Origin of the sequence: Flagellimonas flava (assembly GCF_050617915.1) — a bacterium.
GTDB classification, from domain to species: Bacteria; Bacteroidota; Bacteroidia; order Flavobacteriales; family Flavobacteriaceae; genus Flagellimonas; species Flagellimonas flava_A.
Map to the genome: position 1 here is coordinate 328,484 of NZ_JBODQE010000005.1, position 21,865 is coordinate 350,348.

The window sequence follows — 21,865 nt, forward strand, 5'->3', positions numbered from 1 at the left end:
CATATTTGCCTAGTTCATGCCATAATTCCCCCCTTTCACAACAAAAACTTATTCGCGCTAATACCATATTTTATTTTAGCGGTAGATATGCTACTAATAGGTTAAAGGCCTATGTAGCAACCATACCAAATGGTGTGTAGTTCAGAAGGAGGGACTATGAAAAGACCTATTTTTATTTTATTCCTAATGCTGGCCTTGGGGCTTAATGCCCAATCTGTGTCCTTTTTGCAATTTGAGGATGAAGATCTCTACAAGGAAACCCAAAGCGTTCGCGAAACATATTCCTCCCAAACCGCATTTTTAAAACATCTGGAAGGGATGAGCAACAAATCCCTATCCAAATTTGTGCGCAAAAAAGGAGTAACGGAAAAGCTTATAAAGCAAGCCAACGAATTCTTTGATAAGATGTGGTATGCAGAAGCAGCACGCATTTTCGACATTGTTCTTGAAAAAAGTGAAGCAGAGCACACTTTTGAGCTGTTGTCCAGGGCAGGGGACTCTCACTACTTCTCAGGCAATATGGAAAAGGCCTATAAGTGGTACCACGAATTGTATTTGACCTTTACCGACGATATCTCCGAAGAAAAGTTTTTTAAATATGCCCATGCTCTTAAGGGCACCGGACGTTACCGCAGAGCGGCCAAACTTACACAACTGTTCAGACAAAAAAGAAATGAGCCCTTGAACGAACTAGGGAAAGACCCTAACTCCTGGAAAAGTCCTCGATTGGTGGAGGTAAAGAATTTGGCCATTAACTCCAAATATTCCGAGTTTTCACCCATGTTTCACAAGGACAATGAAGTGGTTTTTGCTTCTTCGTTGGATTCCTCCTTTCTGACCACCAGAAAATACCGCTGGAACAATCAACCGTTTTTAGACCTTTATGTGGCAAAAGCGGATGTTGAAAACGACAACCTGACCCAGCCTAAAAAGTTCTCAAGGAAAATCAACACCAAATATCACGAAGCTTCCGTTTCCTTCTCCCCTGACCAAAAAACCATCTATTTTACCCGTAACAACTATGGGAAAAAATTAAAGCGGGGTAAAAATGGAATCAACCACCTTAAAATTTATAAGTCCCAACTAGTGGATGGTGAATGGACCAAGGCTGTTGAATTGCCTTTTAACAGCGAAGATTACTCCACTGGGCACCCCTCTGTAAGCCCCGATGGGAAGAAGATTTATTTTGTCTCGGACAGACCGGGTGGTTTTGGCGGAACTGATGTTTACGTGGCGGACATTCTTGAGAATGGGAAATTCTCCGAGCCCCAAAACTTGGGGCGTACCGTCAACACCAGCAAAAAAGAAATGTTTCCCTACATCACCAATGATGCGCTTTACTTCTCTTCAGACCGAACCATGGGGCTCGGCGGATTGGACATATATAAGTCTGATCATGTTGATGGGATCTTTAGTGTGGGTATCAACCTTGGGGAGCCCATAAACAGTAATCGAGACGATTTCTCCTATATTATAGAAGAAAGTGGTGAAAAAGGATATTTTGCTTCCAACCGAAAAGGAGGTAAGGGAGATGACGATATCTATTCCTTTAAAAACATCCTCAACCTCAATGCCATTTCTGGAAATGTTTTGGACGACCTAACGGGTGAAGCCATTGCCGAGGCCGAAGTTATGCTCTTTGATAAGGACGACATCCAAGTTGCACAATTGCGGACGCAGTCAGATGGAAGCTTCATCTTTAAAAACCTTCAACCAGTTTCCAGATATACATTAAAAACTGTTAAAAAGGGTTATTTTGATGCCGCCACCAACGTAGATACCAAAGAAAATGAGGATGTCTCATTGATACAATCGCTTATACCCGTGGAAGAGATTATTGCAGAAGATGAGGGAGTCTTAAAGTTGGAGGTGGAAACCATCTATTTTGATTTTGACAAATTCAACATTAAGCCTAGAGCAGCGCAAGAATTGGACAAACTGGTAGCGGTCATGACCGAATACCCCGATATGGTCATCAAAATTGAATCCCATACCGATGCAATTGGTACCCGCGCGTACAACAAATACCTATCTGACAAACGGGCCAAATCAACACGGGATTATATTATTGCACATGGGATAGACCCCGGCAGGATAGAAAGTGCTGTGGGCTACGGAGAGGAGCAGCTGCTCAACGACTGCTCAGATGGAGTACGGTGCGGCAGAACAAAACACAGCGAAAACCGCCGATCGGAATTTATCATTGTGAACATGTAACAACTAATCAACCAAATATTGGGCCCCGAAAATGGGGCCTTTTTTAGTTTATAAATCCATGCATGCACTTTATCGATCAAGTCCCTCGATAAAGCAACATCCCTCGCCTTACCGTTGGTCGATGAAACTTTTACGTTAGTAGGGTTTTCCGCTGATTTGATTGCATTAATCAAATTTTTATGCCCGTTCATCCCATTGTTTTCTGATCTGTTTGGGCTTGCATAATCTTTGTAATGTCTTTAAATCTTAAAACTTATACTTATGAAAAAACTATTACTCATTAAAGAAATTTATTTGGACGGATTCCGAAACTTGGGACACATTTTATTGGAAAAATATTTTAAGGCTTTTTCCTGGTTCTGTTTCATTATGTTCTTTATAGTGCTATACGCTTTTGTTTACAGAATTGCTACAGGATTTGCCTTTGACTAAAAATTACGTTTAAGCATTTAGAGAACAAAAAAGCCCGGTATGTTCCGGCATACTGGGCTTTTCTGTATCTGTTTTATCTTATTTCCTCAAGGTCCCGATTTGAACTCCACTGTCTTCAAGATGGCCTCCAGTTGGAACATATAATCCCGCTTTTCCTCGTTAGGGGCAAAGGTGAAACCTTCCAATACCATTTTTCTATTGTTCTCCTTATCGTTGATAATATAGGTGACGAAAGGGCCTGCCATTGGATAACCCTCAATTTCCCAGGTTCCTCTTGTTTCTGCTGCCTTCTTTCCACCAACTTGAGCCGGGAAAACATAAGGCGAAAAAGCCTTTTCCGTAATCATATATGTGCCATCATAAGGTCCTGGAATGTATTTCTTTCCAATACTGTCCCTCATTTTTACAATATCCTGCACAAAAGTGGAGTCCGTGGCAAAACTGTCCCATGGCATTTCATAGGCTAAAATATTCATGGAGCCTTTGGGTATCTGGATATCCATCCAAACAAAATTATCTTCATGCTTTCCAACTGTATACAGCGAAGGCACCTTTAAGCTGATTCCAAATTCGTCCTCGAAAACCGTTTCTTTGGTAAGCGATCGGGTGAATCTCCGCTGGGCTTCTGCAATTTCTACTTTTTTAAAAGCGGCAATGGCCATTCCTGCAATAGAGTCCAAATTACCAGCCAAATCGTTATAGGTTTCCCCAGTGACCACTGCAATCCTTTGAGGTTTGGCATACATGTTCGTCTTAATATGCGCTGCGGATACGGAATCTTGTTCCACAAAAAGAACAGATCGTGAATACGCAGTAGCTCCCTTAAATACTTGAGGTGGTATTTGGGTGATGGTAAACTTAGGTTCTGCCCTGGGAAGACCTAATATAGGTGCGGCAAAATGCTCCCTTACCTTATCTCCTATACCACCCTTCCAGAGTTCGGTATCCATTACAACCATCAAAGAATTGATTCCCCCTGTTGAGGGGGGTAAAAAGCGTTGTTTGGGGCCAGAATCCCCACATGACATCCCAACCATAAGCAAAATGGCGAGACATAGTGTTCCAAATTTTTTCATATCGTGTTCAATTTACGAAGAACAATCGCACAATTTAAGTTTTGTGCCGGGTTTAAGATTGTTCCCGCTAAGACCGTTCCATTCTCGAAGATTTTCAATGGAAACACCAGGATATTTTCTGGAAATGGTCCAAAGGGAGTCCCCTTCTTGCACTGTATGAACCTTGTTGCCGCTAGCCACTGAACCGGAACTGGCCTTTGAAGTCGTTGAATTGGAAGTTGATTTACTGGGAATGTAAGGCTTTCTCGGGAAAATAGTGAGCCGCTGCCCAATTCTCAAGTTATTGCTTTGCAATCCATTCCATCTTTTGATCTGGCTAACCCCAACGCCGTATCGCTCTGCAATCTTTCCTAAATAATCCCCACTTCTAACCTTGTATCGAATCTGGTTCTTGGTCTCTACAAATTGCGGCAAAGGTTTTTCCAGAGAATCCAGCTCCTTTTTTACAAAAGCATAAATCTCGTCCTCATTGCTTACAAACTGACCAATTTTGGTTACTGGCAATCGTAATACATAGTCCTTTCCCTTTACCTTTGGAATGATATTGAGCTTGTAGGAAGGATTCAACATTTCCAGTTCTTCGGTGCTTATGTCCACCAACTTGGAAATCTGGTCAAAGGTTATCAGTTGCTTTACATGGATTGTATCGGTTTCAAAATAGGGTCGTTCCGCCTTTTTATAATGTAAGCCATGTTCCTCCGCATATTCAAAAATGTACATGGTCGCCAAAAACGCGGGTAAATACCCTGCTGTTTCACGGGGCAGATTTCTGCGGATGTTCCAATAGTTTTTATATCCTCCAGAACGTCTAATGGCCTTGTTTACGTTTCCTGGGCCAGAATTATAGGCGGCTAAGGCCAAATCCCAATCATTGAAAATGTCATACAATTTGGACAGGTATTTACTGGCTGCCTTAGTGGCCAAAATAGGGTCATGGCGCTCATCCACATAACTGCTTACGTCCAACCCATACATTTTTCCCGTGCCATACATAAATTGCCAAAGGCCTTTTGCGCCCACTCGGGAACGCGCCTTTGGGTTTAGGGCAGATTCCACAATGGCCAAATATTTTATTTCCAACGGAATATCATGGTTGTCCAGTTCCTGTTCAAATAATGGAAAGTAAAATTGGCTTGCCGTAATCATGCGCTGCATCAAGTCCTTCTTTCTGACCAAAAAGGATTTGATAACAGATTCCAAAGAAGAGTTGTACGAAATATTGAACGGTGTTTTCTCGTCCAAAAGCGCCAACCTTGCCTTGAGTGTGTCTGTTGGCAAGTCTACCATTTCAATTTCTTCCTCGTTCGGGTTGATAATTTCCAACTCCAACTCACTAAACAGTTGGGCGCTCTTATACAATTCCCTTAACCAAAGACTGTCATATTTTCTGGCCTCCTCCCTGTCCTTCAAGACATATTTCTTATCGCCATTGGTTTCAATAACCTGAACACCATCAATGGGTTTTTCGGTATTTTTTATCTCGAATGAGCTTGCATTGGGGGTAGAAACGGAATCGGCAATCTGTGTGTTTTGCTTCCCAGAATCGGTTTGGGCAGTCTCTGTAGACTTGGCCTCTTGGGCGTTAATCAATGGAGCCGAGAATATCAGCGCCACTACAACAGCTTTTCTAAAAACTTGGTTCATGCTGGATTGGGTTTGATTTTGGGGCAAACGAAAATGGGGTTTTTTTCCGAAAAATTAAAGTTTTCGATCAAAAACCTAACACTTTTAGGATTTCTCCTATTAATTCATAACGTGTGGGTTAGCCCAATATTGCAGCAATTCCAGGTAGGGTTCTGCCCTCTAAACTCTCCAACATGGCACCTCCTCCTGTGGACACATAACTGACCTTCTCCTGAAAACCAAATTGCTTCACGGCGGCTACCGAGTCGCCTCCACCAACCAAAGAAAACGCCCCGCTTTGGGTAGCTTCGTCAATAGCATTTCCTACGGCGATGGTTCCCTTGGCAAAGCTTTCCATTTCGAAAACACCTACAGGTCCGTTCCAGAGTATGGTCTTGGATTCCAAAATTACCTGCTTAAAGTTTTCCAAGGTTTGTGGCCCAGCATCCAGACCCTGCCAGCCATCGGGAATCTGGTTCACATCCAAAAACTGGGTATTGGCACCATTGTCAAATGCGTCTGCCGCCAAAACGTCCACAGGCAAATGAATCTTTACTCCTTTTTCATCGGCCTGCTTTAAAATGTCCAGGGCCAATTCCATTTTGTCATCCTCGCAGATGGAATCGCCTACCTTGCCTCCCTGTGCCTTGACAAACGTATAGGTCATTCCACCACCAATGATCAAATTGTCCACTTTGTCCAAAATGTTTTCGATAATGGTAATCTTGGACGAAACTTTGGCCCCGCCCAAAATGGCGGTAACAGGTTTCTCTCCCGTTTGCATCACCTTTTCAATCGCCTTGATTTCCTTGGCCAACAAATACCCAAAGCATTTGGCCTCCGTAAAATAGTTGGCTACAATGGTTGTTGAGGCATGCGCTCTATGCGCCGTTCCAAAGGCATCATTTACATAAATGTCCCCTAACTGGGAAAGTGATTCTGCAAAACTTGGATCCCCTTTCTCCTCTTCTGCATAAAAACGAAGGTTTTCCAAAAGCAATACCTCACCATCTTGTAACTCAGAGACTGCCGCTTCCGCAGTGTCTCCAATACAGTCATTGGCAAATTTTACCTGTACCCCAATAATTTCTGAAACCTTTTCAACGATATGGGACAATGACATGTCCGGATTGGCCTGTCCTTTAGGTCTACCCAAATGACTCATCAGAACTGCAGCTCCCCCGTCTTCCAAAACCTTAAGAATGGTTGGCTTGGCTGCCTCAATCCTACTGGTATCGGTAACATTGAAATCCCCGTCCAACGGCACATTAAAATCAACACGGATCAGTGCTTTCTTCCCTTCAAAATTATAATCGTCTATGGTCTTCATCTATCTTGGTTTAAGGTAAGCCCAAATGTAAAGATTTCCTACTTTTCCTGCCTTGGCGATGGGCCATATTTTTAAACTTTCAACAAAAAAGATGGGAAACCACACAGAACCTAAAAAATGTATCTTTGGCTTATGCTGTTCAAAGACGTTTTGGGCCTCGAGCACATAAAAAAACACCTGGTGACCACTGCAGAAACCGGAAGGGTTGCGCATGCCCAACTTTTTGTTGGCCCTGAGGGTTGCGGAACACTTTCCATGGCCATTGCTTATGCACAATATCTTCTTTGCGGAAACACTGGCGGAGAAAATGAGGGGGGCGATGTGGTCTGCAATACCAAATGTCATTCACTGACCCATCCCGATCTTCATTTTGCGTTCCCGGTATCGAATTCGGACAAGGTTAAATCCCATGCGGTCAGCGATCATTATCTGGAAGAATGGCGTCAGTTTGTGCAGGATCAACCTTATGGTAATCTCTTTGATTGGTACCGCTTGATCGGGATAGAAAAGAAGCAAGGTCAAATTGGGGTTGATGAAGCTCAGGATGTAGTTAAAAAACTCTCCTTAAAATCCTATGAGGGGGGATACAAGGTTTTGATCATCTGGATGGCCGAAAAAATGAACATCTCCGCCTCCAACAAACTGCTGAAACTGATTGAGGAGCCACCAGAAAAAACAGTTATTCTTCTAATTGCGGAGGATGAGGAGTTGATTATCAATACCATTCGGTCACGCTGTCAAATTTTACATTTTCCACCCCTGCCCGAAACGGCAATTCTAAATGCTTTGCTACAAAAGGGTGTGGCCGATGCCGAGGCCAATTCCATTGCACAAGAAGCCAACGGCAACTTCAATAAGGCTCTGGATCTGCTCAATAAAGATTCTGAAGATCTAGTTTTTGAACGCTGGTTTGTACAATGGGTAAGAAGCGCCTTTAAGGCAAAAGGCAATAAAGCTGCTATTCAAGAACTTATTATGTGGAGTGATGAAGTGGCCAAAACTGGACGGGAAGTGCAAAAGCAGTTTTTACACTATTGCATTACTGTTATGAGACAAGCCCTGCTTCTGAATTACAATGCCAATGATTTGGTTTATCTAAAAATCCATTTGGAAGGGTTTGACCTCAACAAGTTTGCTCCCTTTGTACACGAAAACAACATTTTGGCCATAGTTGAGGAATTGGAAAAGGCCATTTTTCACGTGGAACGCAATGGGAATGCCAAAATCATTTTTACCGACCTATCTATAAAACTAACTCGTCTGCTTCATACCAAAGCAGCATAAAACCAACATATCATGGAACAATTTACATCCAATGCGGCACAAGTTCTTTTGCTCGCAGGCCTCACCATTACATTTTTACAGAGCGGATTTGACAAAATTTTGGATTGGAAGGGCAATCTAAGCTGGCTTACTGGACACTTTTCCAAAACGGTCTTCAAAGCAATGGTGCCCGTACTCCTTGGTGTAGTTCTTTTTGCCGAATTGGCCTCAGGAGTTTTATGTGCCATTGGTATTTATGAATTTCTATATTCCGGAGGCGGCTCCATGGCATTCTGTGGTGCGGTTCTTTCCTCCATCACCTTATTGATGCTGCTTCTTGGGCAACGAATTGCAAAGGATTATGAAGGCGCCAAGACCATTGTGGTTTATCTTATTTTGGCCATCTTTTTGGTTTACATTCTACAATAACATTTTAGTCAAATTCAACTTCATGAAAACGTGTTTTCCCTTACTTCTGATAGCGCTCTTGGTTTCCTGTCAAGAATCCGACACTAAAAAGAAATATGCTTCCAAAACCTATCAAGTATTTATGCGCGACAACCTTGCCGGTTCCCATACCAGCTCAATGGATTCCTTGGGCAACTATGTCTATACTTTTGAGTTTAATGACAGGGGAAGAGGCCCGGAGATCTTGGAAAAAATCAGATTGGATAAGGCGGGTAACATTTCCTATTTGGAAATTTCTGGAGTCAATTATTTAAAAGATACGGTAGCAGAGACCTATTCCTACGTTAATGGTGCTGCAGAATGGAAAAGCACCTCCGAAGCTGGTGAAAAAGAAACAGACGGTAGTCCGTTTTATTCCAGTGTAAACAGTACGCTTGGGGATAACGAATTGTTGATTCGTCGCCTACTCTCTGCTGAAAACCATACCATTGAATTACTCCCCAGTGGAACCGCAGCCATTTCAAACATTGAAAATATTACTGTGGATTCCATTCCGTTGCGCCTAGTTGAAATCACAGGTTTTGGGTTTACCCCATTCTATGAATGGATTGATGAGGATGATCGGATTTTTGCCTCTGTTTCTTCGTGGTTGAGCATCATTTCTGAAGAACATTCCGGAATGATAGAATCCCTGTTGGATATCCAGAAGAAAAAGGAAGATGCGTTTTTCGCTTCCTTGGCCAAGGAGTTAACCGAAACTCCCAAAGCCAAAACCCTAATTCAAAATGTGAACCTGTTCGATGCAAAAAATGGGCGTATTGTTCCTGGCCAACATGTGGTGGTCAATGGGAACCTAATTGAATCAATTTCCAGTGTGGCTCCAAACCTTTCCGAAGGAACCAAAATAATTGATGGAACTGGAAAAACGCTCTTGCCAGGACTTTTTGATAACCATTGCCATGTGCAAAAGGAGGATGGCATATTGCATTTGGCCGCTGGAGTGACCTCGGTTAGGGACATGGCCAATTCCATGGAGCTTTTGGAAATCAAAAAACAATTTGACGAGAACAGTAATATTGGGCCTCGGGTAGTCACCTTGGCCGGGTTCATAGATCAGAAAGGGCCATTTGCCGGACCAGGCCTTACCATTACCAATGTTGCCGAGGGAGAGGAAGCAATCCAAAACTACAAGGACAATGGCTATCAACAAATTAAACTCTATAGTTCCATTGACCCCTCCTGGGTAAAACCGCTAGCACAAAAAGCCCATGACCTGGACATGAAACTGAGTGGTCATATTCCTGCACATATGTTGGCCGAAGATGCGATAAAAGATGGTTTTGATGAGATTCAGCACGTAAACATGGTCGCTTTGAATTTCTTGTCCGATACTATTGATACCCGAACACCTTTGCGGTTTTCCGCTGTTGCCGAAAACACCCATAATTTGGATTTGGATGGGGCCGAATTCAAAGCATTTGTCCAACTTTTAAAGGAGAAGGAAATAGAAATAGATCCCACAGTTTCCATTTTTGAGGGCATGTTCTCTACAAAAGCCGGAGAGCCAGACCCACAATTCGAAGCGATAATAGACCGTCTGCCCATCCAAGTTCAACGTGGCTATTATTCTGGGGGGCTTCCCATTCCCGAAGGGAAGGAACAACAGTACAAGGATTCTTTTTCCAAACTCTTGGCAATTCTTGAGAACCTGCATTCCAATGGGATCACGCTTCTTCCTGGTACGGACGCCATGCCAGGATTTGCTTTGCACAAGGAGCTGGAAAACTATGTTAAGGCAGGAATTCCTGCCAACGAAGTACTTCAACTTGCCACCATTGTATCCGCAAAAAATGTTGGTATGGAAGATCGGTTGGGATCCGTTGAAAAAGGGAAAATGGCCGATCTGGTTTTAGTTGATGGAAATCCAGCAGAAAACATTAGTGATATCCGACGGGTGGAGCTTACCATCAAGGACGGCAAAGTTTTCGATGCAAAGGAACTTTACGGCGCTCTTGGTATTCAACATTACAAATAAAAAAGCCCGTTCAAAAGAACGGGCCATTTCCTAATTTGATTTTATTTTAGGTCTTACTTTTTGTACTTGTCGTTCAAGATTTTGACAATGGCATCCGTAAGGTTTTGAGGGTCTTGTCCGTAAAGCACGGCGCCTCCTGTTCCCCCAGTAAGAATATAGGTGAAGCCATTGGCCTTCCCATACTCCTTAACCTCTTTTCTTACTTTGCTCACCAATGAGTCCATTTCGGTTTGACTGCTCAACTGCAATTGCTGTTCTTCCTGTTGTAGTTGCTGTCCCATAAATTGCCCTCTTTGTTGCAGTAAGGCGTACTCCTCCTGTGCACTTTTCTGGGACATTTTTTGCGACTTGGTCTGAAACTCTTGAAGCTCGAATTGAAAAGCTTGGGAAATGCTATCCCTTTTTTTGGTCAAGGCATCAACCTTGGTTTTGTATTTTGCCTCAATATCTACTTTCTCCTGATAATCGTCCAGTAGTTTAACATTATCTACATATCCAATTTTGTTCTGTTGACAAGCCATTGCGCTCATCGCCAAAACAACCATCACTAATTTTTTCATCTTTTTCTTTTAAGGATGCGCTAAAATAGAAAAGCTTTTTTAATGCTCCTCATTATCTTTTTGATAAGTCGGTATGGCCTCAATATAAGTCTATAGAAAACATCTATTGTTTCAAGAGGAATCGATAAGGTTCAATTATTTTCTTGAAGTCTTAACGCGCATACTGTGCGCTTATTTTTTGAACACTGGCAGATATTTGCCATAAAGCCCGAAATGTCCGTAAATCAGCTTAAAATGGCTATTGCCTCTTTTTGATGAGATAAATCACTGATGAATACTCTTTGCTAAAAAGCGCACTTATATTGGACCATAGACCAATTAAAAATGCACTAAAGAAATAAAATTTGTTTCCTCTATATTTTTCTGATAACAGGGATACGTAGAAAGAATCAAAAATCATTGGATGTGTTTTGATTACCTCCATCTGATGCCTTTCAATCAACTTGGAAATGGATGTTCTTGAAAAATGCCATAAATGTCTAGGTACATCATAGGCGGCCCAATGCGATTTGTAGTGTTTGGCATCAAAGGATTTATAGTTGGGTACGGCAACAACCAATAAACCATCCTCTTCCAAAAGCTCCTTTAAGTCCTTCAGTTGCCCTTCCAAATTTGGAAGATGTTCCAGCACATGCCATAAGGTAATCACCCCGAACTTTCTATTATTTAAATCTGTAAGGCTTTCGCTAAGTTCAATTCCCTTTTGTTTGGCTCTGTCCCTGGCCTTTTGATTAGGTTCTACTCCATAAACCTCAAATCCCCTTTCCTTAGCGGTGGCTAGAAAATCCCCTGTGCCGGCACCGAAATCCAAGAGTTTTTTGGCTCTAATGTTCTGATTTTCAACTATTTGAATCTTTTTCCTGAGGTTAAACCCCTTTACAAGTTGATATAACTTATCCACAACGGAAGTCTTAGCGTCTGTATGGGATATATAGGCTTCACTTTCGTAATACTGAAACAGGTTTTCAGGTTGTGGTTGAGTAACCAACATATCCAATTCCGAATCATAGAGCAAATCAAACTCTTCGTTGGAGACGGAATAATCTTTGGTTTTTAGAAACAACTTCATAAAAGAGTGAAAACTAAAATTTCTTTCTGGGATTTCGAAGATACGCTATAAGCTTGTTTGAACAGAACAAGATTGTTTAGATATTCCCAGCTGAAAGAAACAGATAAAATAATTAAGGGTATATTTTGTTCCACGTGGAACATTTTGAGCTATCTTCCTAAGAAAACCAAAAGAACACTAATATCGGAAGGAGAAACCCCACTTATTCTAGAAGCCTGAGAGATTGTAACGGGTTTTATCGCTTTTAATTTTTCCCTGGCTTCGGATGAAAGTGATTTTAATTGAGAATAATCAAAGTTTTCAGGAATTCGAACATTTTCCAGGCGGTGCAACTTATCGGCATTGTTTTTTTCCTTTTCTATGTAACCCGAATATTTAACCTGTATCTCGGCTTGCTCTAAAATTTCAGAATTAAAATCATTTTCATCCACGAATTTTGAAACCGACTCCAATTGTAGCATATGGTCCATAGTTACCCTTGGTCTGGAAAAAACTTTAAACAACTTGTCGGATTGTTTTACTTTGGAAGAATCCAATGATTCTAAAATTGGATTTATCTCCTCTGGAACAAAACTGGTTTTTCTAAAAAACTGAATGAACTTATCAGACTGAGCTTCTTTTTGTTCCATCTTTCTCATTCGCTCCTCCGTTGCTAACCCAATCTCATGGCTTTTGGGGGTAAGTCTTAAATCGGCATTGTCTTGACGTAATAGAGTTCTGTATTCTGCCCTTGATGTAAACATCCTATACGGTTCCTCGGTTCCTTTGGTAATCAAGTCATCAATCAACACCCCTATATAGGCTTCATCTCTTTTAAGCACAAAAGGCTCTTTTTGGTTGATCTTAAGATGCGCATTGATTCCAGCCATTAGTCCCTGCGATGCCGCCTCCTCATATCCGGTAGTGCCATTTATCTGACCCGCAAAGTAGAGATTGTCCACCAATTTGGTTTCCAAGGTGTGTCGTAATTGCGTTGGAGGGAAATAATCATACTCAATAGCATAACCAGGCCTAAAAAACTTAACCTCTTCAAATCCTTTTACAGATTTTAAGGCCTTATACTGGATGTCCTCTGGCAACGAAGTTGAGAAACCATTTACATAAACCTCAACTGTATTCCATCCTTCAGGCTCCACAAAAATTTGATGGGAATCTTTGTCCGCAAAGCGGTTAATTTTGTCCTCAATGGACGGACAATATCTAGGTCCAATGCTTTTTATTCTTCCGTTGAACATTGGAGAGCGGTCAAAACCTTCTCTCAACAAATCATGAACCAATGCACTTGTGTGGGTCATATGACAGTCTCTCTGAGAAGTCAATTTCTGTGTGTCCAAATAGGAGAATTTTTCCGGTTTTGCATCTCCTGGTTGCGGAATCATCTTGGAATAGTCCAGCGATCTTCCATCAACTCTTGGTGGTGTTCCCGTCTTCATCCTGCCACTATCAAAACCAAAATCAACTAGCTGTTCAGTAATACCCGTGGCAGCCTTTTCCCCTGCTCTACCACCGCCAAATTGTTTTTCTCCTATGTGGATCAATCCATTTAAAAAAGTTCCGTTTGTAAGAACCACGGCCTTTGCTCTAATATCAATTCCCAAAGAAGTTCTGACTCCAACAATTTTACCATTCTCTTCCAATAGTCCGGACACCATTTCTTGATAGAAATCCGCATTTGGCGTTCCTTCCAAAGCAATCCTCCATTCTTCAGCAAACCTCATTCTGTCATTCTGCGCTCTAGGACTCCACATTGCAGGACCCTTGGATTTATTGAGCATCTTAAATTGGATTGCAGACTTGTCAGTTATAATTCCGCTATAACCTCCCAGAGCATCAATTTCCCTTACAATCTGGCCCTTTGCAATACCGCCCATGGCCGGATTACAAGACATCTGACCAATGGTCTGCAGGTTCATGGTTACCAGTAAGGTCCTAGATCCCATGTTAGCGGCTGCAGCTGTAGCTTCAGCTCCTGCATGCCCCCCGCCTACAACAATTACGTCATATTCCTTCTCAAACATACCTATGGTTCCACGTGGAACAATTTAATCTTTTCCTCTTCCTTCTGTCGCATGACTTTAGCCTCATCTGTGCCTTTGTCTTTATATCCCATAAGGTGCAGCACTCCATGTGCCATCACCCGCTTAAGCTCATTTTTAAAAGCCACATCAAACTTAGCTGCATTCTCCTTTATCCTGTCTACGGATATAAAAATATCCCCAGAAATCAAATTTGCATCTGTATAGTCAAATGTAATAATGTCGGTAAAAGTATCGTGGTTTAAATACTCTTGATTAAGGTTCAACAAGAACTCGTCCGAACAAAAAATATAATCTATATCCCCACATACAAAAGCCTCAGAACTAAGAACCCTTTCTATCCAATCAACATACCTTTGCGGCTCCTCAAGATCAAAATCGGCTTTGTAATGAAACTCAATCATTATTGAAATAACCCTTTACCCTGTTTTCATAATTTCGCCGCAAAGGTAAGGCTTGTCTGTTTAAAATCTCAATGTTATTGTTCCCCCTATTCAAGAGTGAAGGTTTGGTAGTTATAGGATTCGAAAACTGATCTCTGCTGGTGTCACTTTCTCTTTCTTTCTTCTCACCTTGTTTCAACGCGGCATTCTCCAGTTTAAGCAATTCATGTTGGATTTGGTTGACTTTATTCTGAGTCCTTTGGGTAATCCCATTTTCCAATAAATCGTTTTCAAAATCCTCCATCTGCCTAACCAGCTTTTTGGCCAAATTTCTATCCGATTTCTCAATCAAATTATTTAACTGCTCCTCCAATTCCATTCGAAGTGCCTGTTGCTGTTTATAAATCTCATAAATTTCATTCAATCCCAATTCATCCCCCTGACCAGATCCATTTTGGCCACCAGATTCAGAACCATTACCTTCTGTACCGCTTTTACCCTCTTTGCCACCCTGCTTGCCTTCCTGCTTCCCGTTCTTTCCTCTATCATTTCCATCGTCACCTTCTCCATTTGCACCCCCCTGTTCGCCCTCCTTACCAGATTTACCCTGACCTGAGGAACCGTTCATTTTATCCTTTACACTCTGCTGTCCCTGAATAATATCTGGAAGTTGAAAGTCACTGCCCTGACCACCTCCTTGACCAGGCTTCATACTCTGCTGCATATTCCCCAAAACATCTGCCAAAAACTCAGCTAAAGAATTAGTAGCATTAATCACATACTGCTGGTACGAAGCGCCCTTATAAACTTGGTTGTCAGCAATACTTTCCAATGCCTTATCAATATTGTAATAAACCTCCGTTATCTCCTCATTAACAAACTCAGAAAGCTCAACCCTACGCAGTGAAAGCGCGAACAAGCTATCATCAACATGTTCAAACAGTCTCCTAAGTTCCTTCTGATCCCTAACGGTTTCCGAGAAGCGTGAAATATCAACATCTGACTCACTAACCTTGTCAAACAAGGTTTCTTGCTTGAATGAGAAGACGACTAAATTGTCCAACACCTGCCGTAACATTTCGGCATCCTCAGTAATGTTCGAACCTCCACCTCCAGAAGAACTCTCTCCTAACGCTTTACTCATTTCCTTCATCTTTTGAGCGGCAGACTTCTGTTTCTGCTTTACCTTATTGGCTCTTTCCCCATCCTCATCTTCACTTATGCCTTGTTCACTATCAGCACCCCTCTGTATCTCCTCCAATGCATCCTTTTGGTCTTCCTTAACCCTATTCTGATCCTTAGGCGTAACACCAAGGCCAACAGGCTTACGTAAATCCTGATTATCCTTCCTTAGTTCATCAATCTCGTCGGACAATTTTTCAAACTGACTATTTAAATCGTCTTGTTTTTCCCCGCCCAAATCCTCTTTAAATTCTTCTTCCGAAAGCTTACTTTGCTCATCAGATAGCCCTTCGAGTTCCTGAGAAAGCTGCTTCATCTTCTCCGTTACATAATATCTTTTTGTAAGTTCCAGAATTTGCTCCAAATTCCGAGCGCCCGAACTTTGATTTTTGCTCAACTCTTCCAGCTTGTTCTTTAACTCCTCTTTGTTAATCTTATCAGCTATCTCGTTAAGTTCCTCTAACAACTTTTTGTTCTTTCTAGCTTCCAATTCTTGCCGTTCCAAACGTTCTTCAAGCATTCTCTTAAACTCATCATTTCTATCCGATTCAGAAACACTCCTTTTTAAATCCTTGGCAAACTTCTCCATCATCAATTCCTGCGCCTCTTGCTTTTGTAACAGCTCCCTTATCACTCCCTCTTTTTCAAAAGACGATTTCTTATCTACAACCTCCTCATTACTAAACTCACTTACCGCCTGCCCATTATTTTTATACTCCAACAAAGACCTTTCAAAATCTATTAAACTCTGTTTGCCATTATCTAACTCCTTGTTTTTCAACTCTTTATCGTTATAAATCTTAGTTCTAAAGCTCCGGCTTCTAGAAACCTTTCCTCCACGAAGACCATCGTTGTCAACCACCTCAAAGTGAATCAGATAATCCTGGCCCTCTACCAGCCTCAATCCAGACGGAAATGTGTAATAAAACTCCCTAACGGCAGTATTGGGCCGCTCTAAAACCAACCTTTGGGGATTCTTTATACCGCCTACTACATTACACACCACCCTAATTTCCTTAATCCCATGATCATCACTGGCCAAACCGGTATACCAAAGCACATTAGGATTCAATGAGTCTCCAGCTTGTTCCATATCCAATGTAGGATAAGCATCCTTCACTACCTCTATCTCATATCCCAATCGCTCATAGTCCCTAACATCCCCGTTTGAAGTTGATACCTCGTACCTAAAATCCTCAAAAATCTGCCTCCTCCAATGAAATCCATCTTCCAATTCATCCATCAAAACCAAGGTGTCGGCATAACCTAATCTCACCTCATCTACATTGCTCCCCTCTATCATCCAATCTATTCGGGTTCCTTCTGGAACTGCGCCATTACCCGTGCCTGAAATCACATCATCAGGCATAGCCAAATAAGCAGGATACTTCAACTTCATGACAAAATCCTTTAGAACAGGGCTCCGTAACTTGCGTATCTCATAAACCCGGGAATCCCATCCATTGGCACTAAAATAAAAGCTAATATCCTCACTAAGTGAATTAACCAAATGAACAAAAGAACCTCCATCCCACTTCATCAAAATCTCCTTGCCCTCAGTCACCAAGAAAACATCCTCTGGAATAGCATCACCAACAACCCCCACCTTAATCTCCAACGGCTCTGAATCCAAAACCTCAAGCTTATCATTTAGCAGAACAAACTTAAAAGGAGCGGGCCTTTCATACGCAACATCATAATTAACAATTCGAGAATGGGAACTCATTAAAGAACCAATATCCCCTAGAACCCAAAAACCTACCAATAACACAGCTGGAATAATCAAATATCTCAAATATCTAAATCCCTCCATTACCTTAACAGCGCGAGCAAAAGGAATAGGCTTCAGGTCCTTTGCCCGCTGATCAATACTGGCCAATAAAAGTTCACTGGAGTTTGTGTCATCTGCTAAATCCAACAGATTATGAAGTCGATCACTAACATTCGGGAAATGCCTGGAAATAATTCTTGCTGCATCCCTATTTGAAATTCCCCTTCTTAAGCCGAACAGGAAAATCAAAGGAACGACAACGAAGTGATACAAAAGCACAAGCTCAACCACCACAAAGACACTAAACAGCACAAGTCTGCCTTGCTGATTCAACCACAACATATATTCCAAGGACAAAACAAGCAACCAAAACAACAGGCCCAAGGACACGAAAAGTAGCACTCCCTTAATTAGGCGTTTGGTATAGAACTTTTTTGTGAACTCCTCTAGCTTATCCAATATGTGTTGATACTCACCCAACCCTTTCATATTTATAACCAAGATACCCGATACGACACAATACGATCGAAAATTATTTGTTAAAACCCATACAAAATGCCTAAAACGGATAGGATTAAGCCTTTTTTCGTCTTTTAAACCGAACTATCTTTGCAGGCAAATAAAATGACTATGCCCACTAAAGTTCGGGTTCGTTTTGCCCCCAGCCCAACAGGCCCTTTGCATATAGGCGGTGTTCGTACCGCTCTCTTTAACTATCTGTTTGCTAAAAAACATAACGGAGATTTTGTCCTGCGTATTGAGGACACAGACCAAAATAGGTATGTGAAAGGTGCCGAAGACTATATTATTGAAGCCCTAAATTGGTGCGGGATTCCATTTGACGAAGGCCCCGGAAAAGAGGGTGGATTTGGACCCTATCGTCAAAGTGAGCGCAAAGATCTCTATAAAAAGTATGCGCTTCAGCTTATAGATCAAGGGAATGCCTATTACGCCTTTGATACGCCAGACACCCTTGATGGCCACAGAAAACATCATGAGGCTAAGGGGAAGACATTTATTTATAACTGGCACAACAGATTAAAACTTACCAACTCCCTATCCCTTTCAGCAGAGGAGGTCCAAACCCGATTGGAATCTGGGGAGCCTTATGTCATTCGTTTTAAAACCCCGCAGGACCAACTTCTTGAGCTACAGGACAGCATAAGAGGGACCATAAAAATCGACACCAATGTCCTGGACGACAAAATCCTTTTCAAAAGTGATGGGATGCCTACCTACCACTTGGCCAATATTGTGGATGACCATTTAATGGAAATTTCACATGTTATCCGTGGAGAGGAGTGGTTGCCATCCTTGGCCCTGCATCAACTCCTATACGACTCGTTTGGATGGAAAGCTCCTGAGTTCGCCCATCTTCCATTGATTATGAAACCTGTAGGGAAAGGGAAACTCAGCAAACGGGATGGAGAGAAAGGTGGTTTCCCAATATTTCCATTAACCTGGAACGAATCTGAAGGCTATAGAGAAGCTGGGTACTTTCCTGAGGCTGTTGTCAACTTTCTGGCGCTGCTTGGATGGAATCCAGGCACAGAGCAAGAGATCTTCGATTTGGCCTCATTAATAAACAGCTTTAGTCTAGATCGCGTAAACAAATCCGGTGCGCGTTTTGATCCAGAAAAAACGAGATGGTACAACCATCATTATCTACAGCAAAAAAGTAATGAAAGTCTGGCATCTGATTTCATGCCCATTCTGTCAGGACATATTGAACCGGATCAAATCCCAGATAAGGCATATGTTACCTCTGTAGTTGGTCTTATCAAAGAACGGGCGGACTTTACTAAAGACCTCTGGGAACTGGGAAACTTCTTTTTCCAAGCTCCCACTTCCTACAACGAAAAGGCAGCCAAAAAGCAATGGAAGGAGGGCACCTCCCATCTTATGACACAAGTGGCCCAACTCATTTCCGATACCAATGATTGGAGTTCATCATCATTGGAATCCAACATCAAAACTTGGATCACCGACCGTGAACTTTCCTTCGGAAAGATCATGGGTCCACTAAGAATGCTGTTGGTGGGCGACCTAAAAGGCCCCCATTTATTTGACATCATTGCCTTGTTGGGCAAGAAAGAATCGATAAACCGTATTGAATCGGGGATAAAAGCCCTTGATTAAGCCCGCAGAAAAATAAATCCCTACTTTTAGGAAGATAACCAACCTTCCTAAAAACCTCATGTACAAGTACATACACTTAGTGCTTCTTCTTGTATGCATTATGGTCATGTACCCCTTTCACGCAACTTTAGCCCAAAATAAACGTAACGACCTTCACCTCAAAAATGGTATTTCCAAACCCAACACCTTGGCCACCCACCCTTTTGGAATACTGTTTTATACTTTGCCGCATAATTTTAAATCCAGACCAGACAATGCAACTCTGTTTGACATTCACCTGAGTAGCGGCAATATTTGGGGACAAGCCGTTGATGTTTTTGTCCCAAGCCTAGCAGCAGATCAAGCAAGAATGGAAGCTCTTTCGTTTTACAGCCGCAATTCTCGATTCAATGCCTTAGAGAGTCCATCCGAATATTACTTCTTCCAATATGATGGGGTGATCAAAGATTTCCGGTTGTCCTTATCCATACCGTTGAACGAACGAAACGAACTTAAAGTTTCCGCTCGGTCCTTTCTATTGACCACGGGAAGATTTCCGTTTTCAACCATAACAGGAGACCAGTTTATTGAATTTTTTCATAGCAATGTGGCTGGTGGTGAGGATCCCTTTGGGCGGAGGGCGCTGGGAATGGATCAGGCTCAAATCCAATATATTGACCGCCACGGCAACTCCTTTAACCTAACGGAAGGTTCCTTCATATTCTCAGGAATAGAAACCGCCTTCTACACCTATTCCAACTTGTTGGCGAAACAACATATCATCCTCAACTTTGGCGCACACGCCGGACTAAACCTTAGCTCTATAAATACATCCCTGGATCTAGGAGCCTCTGTAGGAGGAATAAAAAACTTTAGTCCAAATCGCAAAGGTCAATTCTTGGTTGGCATGGGTCTCAATATTTTAAGAAAAAGAGCTGTCGGCTTAAACAGCAATCAGGTTGATTTGGGAACCAGTTCCTACTTTGGAAGTTTTGAAGGCCATTTGGAATACTCCAAGCAAACACCAAAAGGTGCCTACCATTCCTTTGGGTTGAACTATCGCATACAAACTCCGTACAACAACAAAAAGGAGGAGGGTCATTATGTTCCGTCTAGCCCTGACAGAATTGCCAGGTGGCATGAAGCCGCCAGACACCTGTATAAATTTCCAAGCTATTGGTCCTTAATCTACTCTTTCACCAAAAAAACAGAAATATCGGTCTACCTACAGCAGGATATGTTGGTCAACAATGCACCGGACATCCAACTGGGCGCAAACTTGAAAATTCCATTTTCCTTTTAATCCCATCCGCTGAACCTTGTAACAAATGCGTCAATTTGCCTACCTATCATATTGAAGGGTTTTGTACCTTAAACGTCTAATCTAAAATCATTTTATCCATGAGCAATTTTTTCGTGTATCCACTTCTCATAATTATAGGGCTCTTGTTTTTCATCTCCCTAGTTTTCATTGTAAAACAACAAACAGCTGTTCTCATAGAGACCTTTGGAAGGTTCACCAGTGTAAGACATTCCGGAATCCAGTTCAAAATTCCTTTTATTCAGCGTATAGCTGGAAGGTTAAGCCTAAAAATTCAACAGCTGGATGTTATAGTTGAAACCAAAACCCTGGACGACGTATTTGTGAAACTGAAAGTTTCTGTTCAGTATGTGGTCATTAGGGAAAAAGTTTATGAGGCTTTCTATAAACTTGAATATCCACATGATCAAATTACTTCCTACGTTTTTGATGTGGTGCGTGCCGAAGTTCCGAAGATGAAGTTGGATGATGTCTTTGTTAAAAAGGATGATATTGCCATTGCGGTTAAGTCCGAATTACAAGATGCCATGTTGGAATATGGATATGATATCATTAAAACTTTGGTGACGGATATTGATCCTGATGCCCAAGTGAAGGAAGCCATGAACCGAATCAACGCTTCTGAACGGGAAAAAATCGCAGCCCAGTTTGAAGGTGATGCCGCTAGGATTCTTATTGTGGAAAAAGCCAAGGCCGAGGCCGAGAGCAAAAGACTTCAGGGGCAGGGTATCGCAGACCAACGTCGAGAAATAGCCAGAGGTTTGGAAGAATCTGTGGAGGTGTTGAACAAGGTTGGCATCAACTCGCAAGAGGCGTCCGCCTTAATCGTGGTTACACAACATTACGACACCTTACAATCCATTGGTGAGGAAACCAACACCAATTTGATTTTATTGCCCAACTCCCCTCAAGCTGGAAGTGACATGTTGAACAATATGGTGGCTTCATTTACGGCAAGCAACATGATTGGGGAGCAGATGAAAAAAACTGGGGTTACCAAGAAAAAGGAATAAGCAAATCTGCCTGACCAAAATTCATAGG

The 21,865-nt window shown here is 42.0% G+C and carries 16 protein-coding genes; 8 read left to right on the forward strand and 8 right to left on the reverse strand.

The window, feature by feature from the left end; genetic code table 11:
• Positions 1-156 precede the first annotated feature (156 nt).
• Both ACRHOZ_RS14835 and ACRHOZ_RS14840 read left to right on the forward strand, forming a co-directional pair.
• Entirely contained in the window at positions 157-2,217 is a 2,061-nt protein-coding gene (locus ACRHOZ_RS14835; protein ID WP_431126964.1) for an OmpA family protein, read from the forward strand.
• A 261-nt stretch (positions 2,218-2,478) separates the two neighbouring features.
• Complete coding sequence (locus tag ACRHOZ_RS14840) at positions 2,479-2,649, forward strand: DUF6747 family protein (RefSeq protein ID WP_431126966.1); 171 nt, start codon at positions 2,479-2,481, stop codon at positions 2,647-2,649.
• Positions 2,650-2,735: 86 nt separating this feature from the next.
• On the opposite strand, the gene ACRHOZ_RS14845 is transcribed toward ACRHOZ_RS14840, so the two are convergent.
• The 3 genes from ACRHOZ_RS14845 to ACRHOZ_RS14855 form a co-directional block, all read right to left on the reverse strand.
• The gene (locus tag ACRHOZ_RS14845) at positions 2,736-3,725 is read right to left on the reverse strand and encodes a DUF4837 family protein (protein WP_431126968.1); all 990 of its coding nucleotides are present in this window, start codon (positions 3,723-3,725) and stop codon (positions 2,736-2,738) included.
• Positions 3,726-3,737: 12 nt separating this feature from the next.
• Positions 3,738-5,369, reverse strand: coding sequence for a LysM peptidoglycan-binding domain-containing protein (locus tag ACRHOZ_RS14850; protein ID WP_431126970.1), 1,632 nt, complete (start codon positions 5,367-5,369; stop codon positions 3,738-3,740).
• Between the two features lie 118 nt (positions 5,370-5,487).
• Entirely contained in the window at positions 5,488-6,678 is a 1,191-nt protein-coding gene (locus ACRHOZ_RS14855) for a phosphoglycerate kinase (RefSeq protein ID WP_431126972.1), read from the reverse strand.
• 132 nt (positions 6,679-6,810) lie between these two features.
• Here ACRHOZ_RS14855 and ACRHOZ_RS14860 point away from each other — a divergent pair, with 132 nt between their 5' ends.
• From ACRHOZ_RS14860 to ACRHOZ_RS14870, 3 genes are read left to right on the forward strand one after another with little or no spacing between them, the layout of a single operon-like run.
• Positions 6,811-7,962, forward strand: a complete 1,152-nt coding sequence (locus tag ACRHOZ_RS14860; RefSeq protein ID WP_431126974.1) for an ATP-binding protein — start codon at positions 6,811-6,813, stop codon at positions 7,960-7,962.
• Between the two features lie 12 nt (positions 7,963-7,974).
• Positions 7,975-8,370, forward strand: coding sequence for a DoxX family protein (locus ACRHOZ_RS14865; protein WP_431126976.1), 396 nt, complete (start codon positions 7,975-7,977; stop codon positions 8,368-8,370).
• A gap of 22 nt (positions 8,371-8,392) precedes the next feature.
• The gene (locus tag ACRHOZ_RS14870) at positions 8,393-10,384 is read left to right on the forward strand and encodes an amidohydrolase family protein (RefSeq protein ID WP_431126978.1); all 1,992 of its coding nucleotides are present in this window, start codon (positions 8,393-8,395) and stop codon (positions 10,382-10,384) included.
• A gap of 53 nt (positions 10,385-10,437) precedes the next feature.
• Here the strand turns inward: ACRHOZ_RS14870 and ACRHOZ_RS14875 are convergent, their stop codons facing one another.
• The 5 genes from ACRHOZ_RS14875 to ACRHOZ_RS14895 form a co-directional block, all read right to left on the reverse strand.
• Complete coding sequence (locus ACRHOZ_RS14875; RefSeq protein WP_431126980.1) at positions 10,438-10,944, reverse strand: OmpH family outer membrane protein; 507 nt, start codon at positions 10,942-10,944, stop codon at positions 10,438-10,440.
• A gap of 238 nt (positions 10,945-11,182) precedes the next feature.
• Positions 11,183-12,013, reverse strand: a complete 831-nt coding sequence (locus ACRHOZ_RS14880) for a class I SAM-dependent methyltransferase (RefSeq protein WP_431126981.1) — start codon at positions 12,011-12,013, stop codon at positions 11,183-11,185.
• A gap of 149 nt (positions 12,014-12,162) precedes the next feature.
• On the reverse strand, positions 12,163-14,031 hold the full coding sequence (gene mnmG / locus ACRHOZ_RS14885; RefSeq protein WP_431126983.1) for a tRNA uridine-5-carboxymethylaminomethyl(34) synthesis enzyme MnmG: 1,869 nt from the start codon (positions 14,029-14,031) through the stop codon (positions 12,163-12,165).
• A 2-nt stretch (positions 14,032-14,033) separates the two neighbouring features.
• The gene (gene ybeY / locus ACRHOZ_RS14890; protein ID WP_431126985.1) at positions 14,034-14,453 is read right to left on the reverse strand and encodes an rRNA maturation RNase YbeY; all 420 of its coding nucleotides are present in this window, start codon (positions 14,451-14,453) and stop codon (positions 14,034-14,036) included.
• Complete coding sequence (locus tag ACRHOZ_RS14895) at positions 14,446-17,874, reverse strand: hypothetical protein (RefSeq protein ID WP_431126987.1); 3,429 nt, start codon at positions 17,872-17,874, stop codon at positions 14,446-14,448. Before ACRHOZ_RS14895 ends, ybeY begins: the two co-directional genes overlap by 8 nt.
• Positions 17,875-18,015: 141 nt before the next feature.
• Here ACRHOZ_RS14895 and gltX point away from each other — a divergent pair, with 141 nt between their 5' ends.
• From gltX to ACRHOZ_RS14910, 3 genes are all read left to right on the forward strand, one after another.
• Positions 18,016-19,524 carry a glutamate--tRNA ligase gene (gltX, locus tag ACRHOZ_RS14900; RefSeq protein ID WP_431126989.1) on the forward strand — a complete coding sequence of 503 codons (1,509 nt, stop codon included), beginning with the start codon at positions 18,016-18,018 and terminating at the stop codon, positions 19,522-19,524.
• A gap of 58 nt (positions 19,525-19,582) precedes the next feature.
• Positions 19,583-20,806 (forward strand): hypothetical protein, encoded by a 1,224-nt coding sequence (locus tag ACRHOZ_RS14905; protein ID WP_431126991.1) that lies wholly within the window; start codon positions 19,583-19,585, stop codon positions 20,804-20,806.
• A gap of 98 nt (positions 20,807-20,904) precedes the next feature.
• Positions 20,905-21,837 (forward strand): SPFH domain-containing protein, encoded by a 933-nt coding sequence (locus tag ACRHOZ_RS14910; protein WP_431126993.1) that lies wholly within the window; start codon positions 20,905-20,907, stop codon positions 21,835-21,837.
• Positions 21,838-21,865 lie beyond the last annotated feature (28 nt).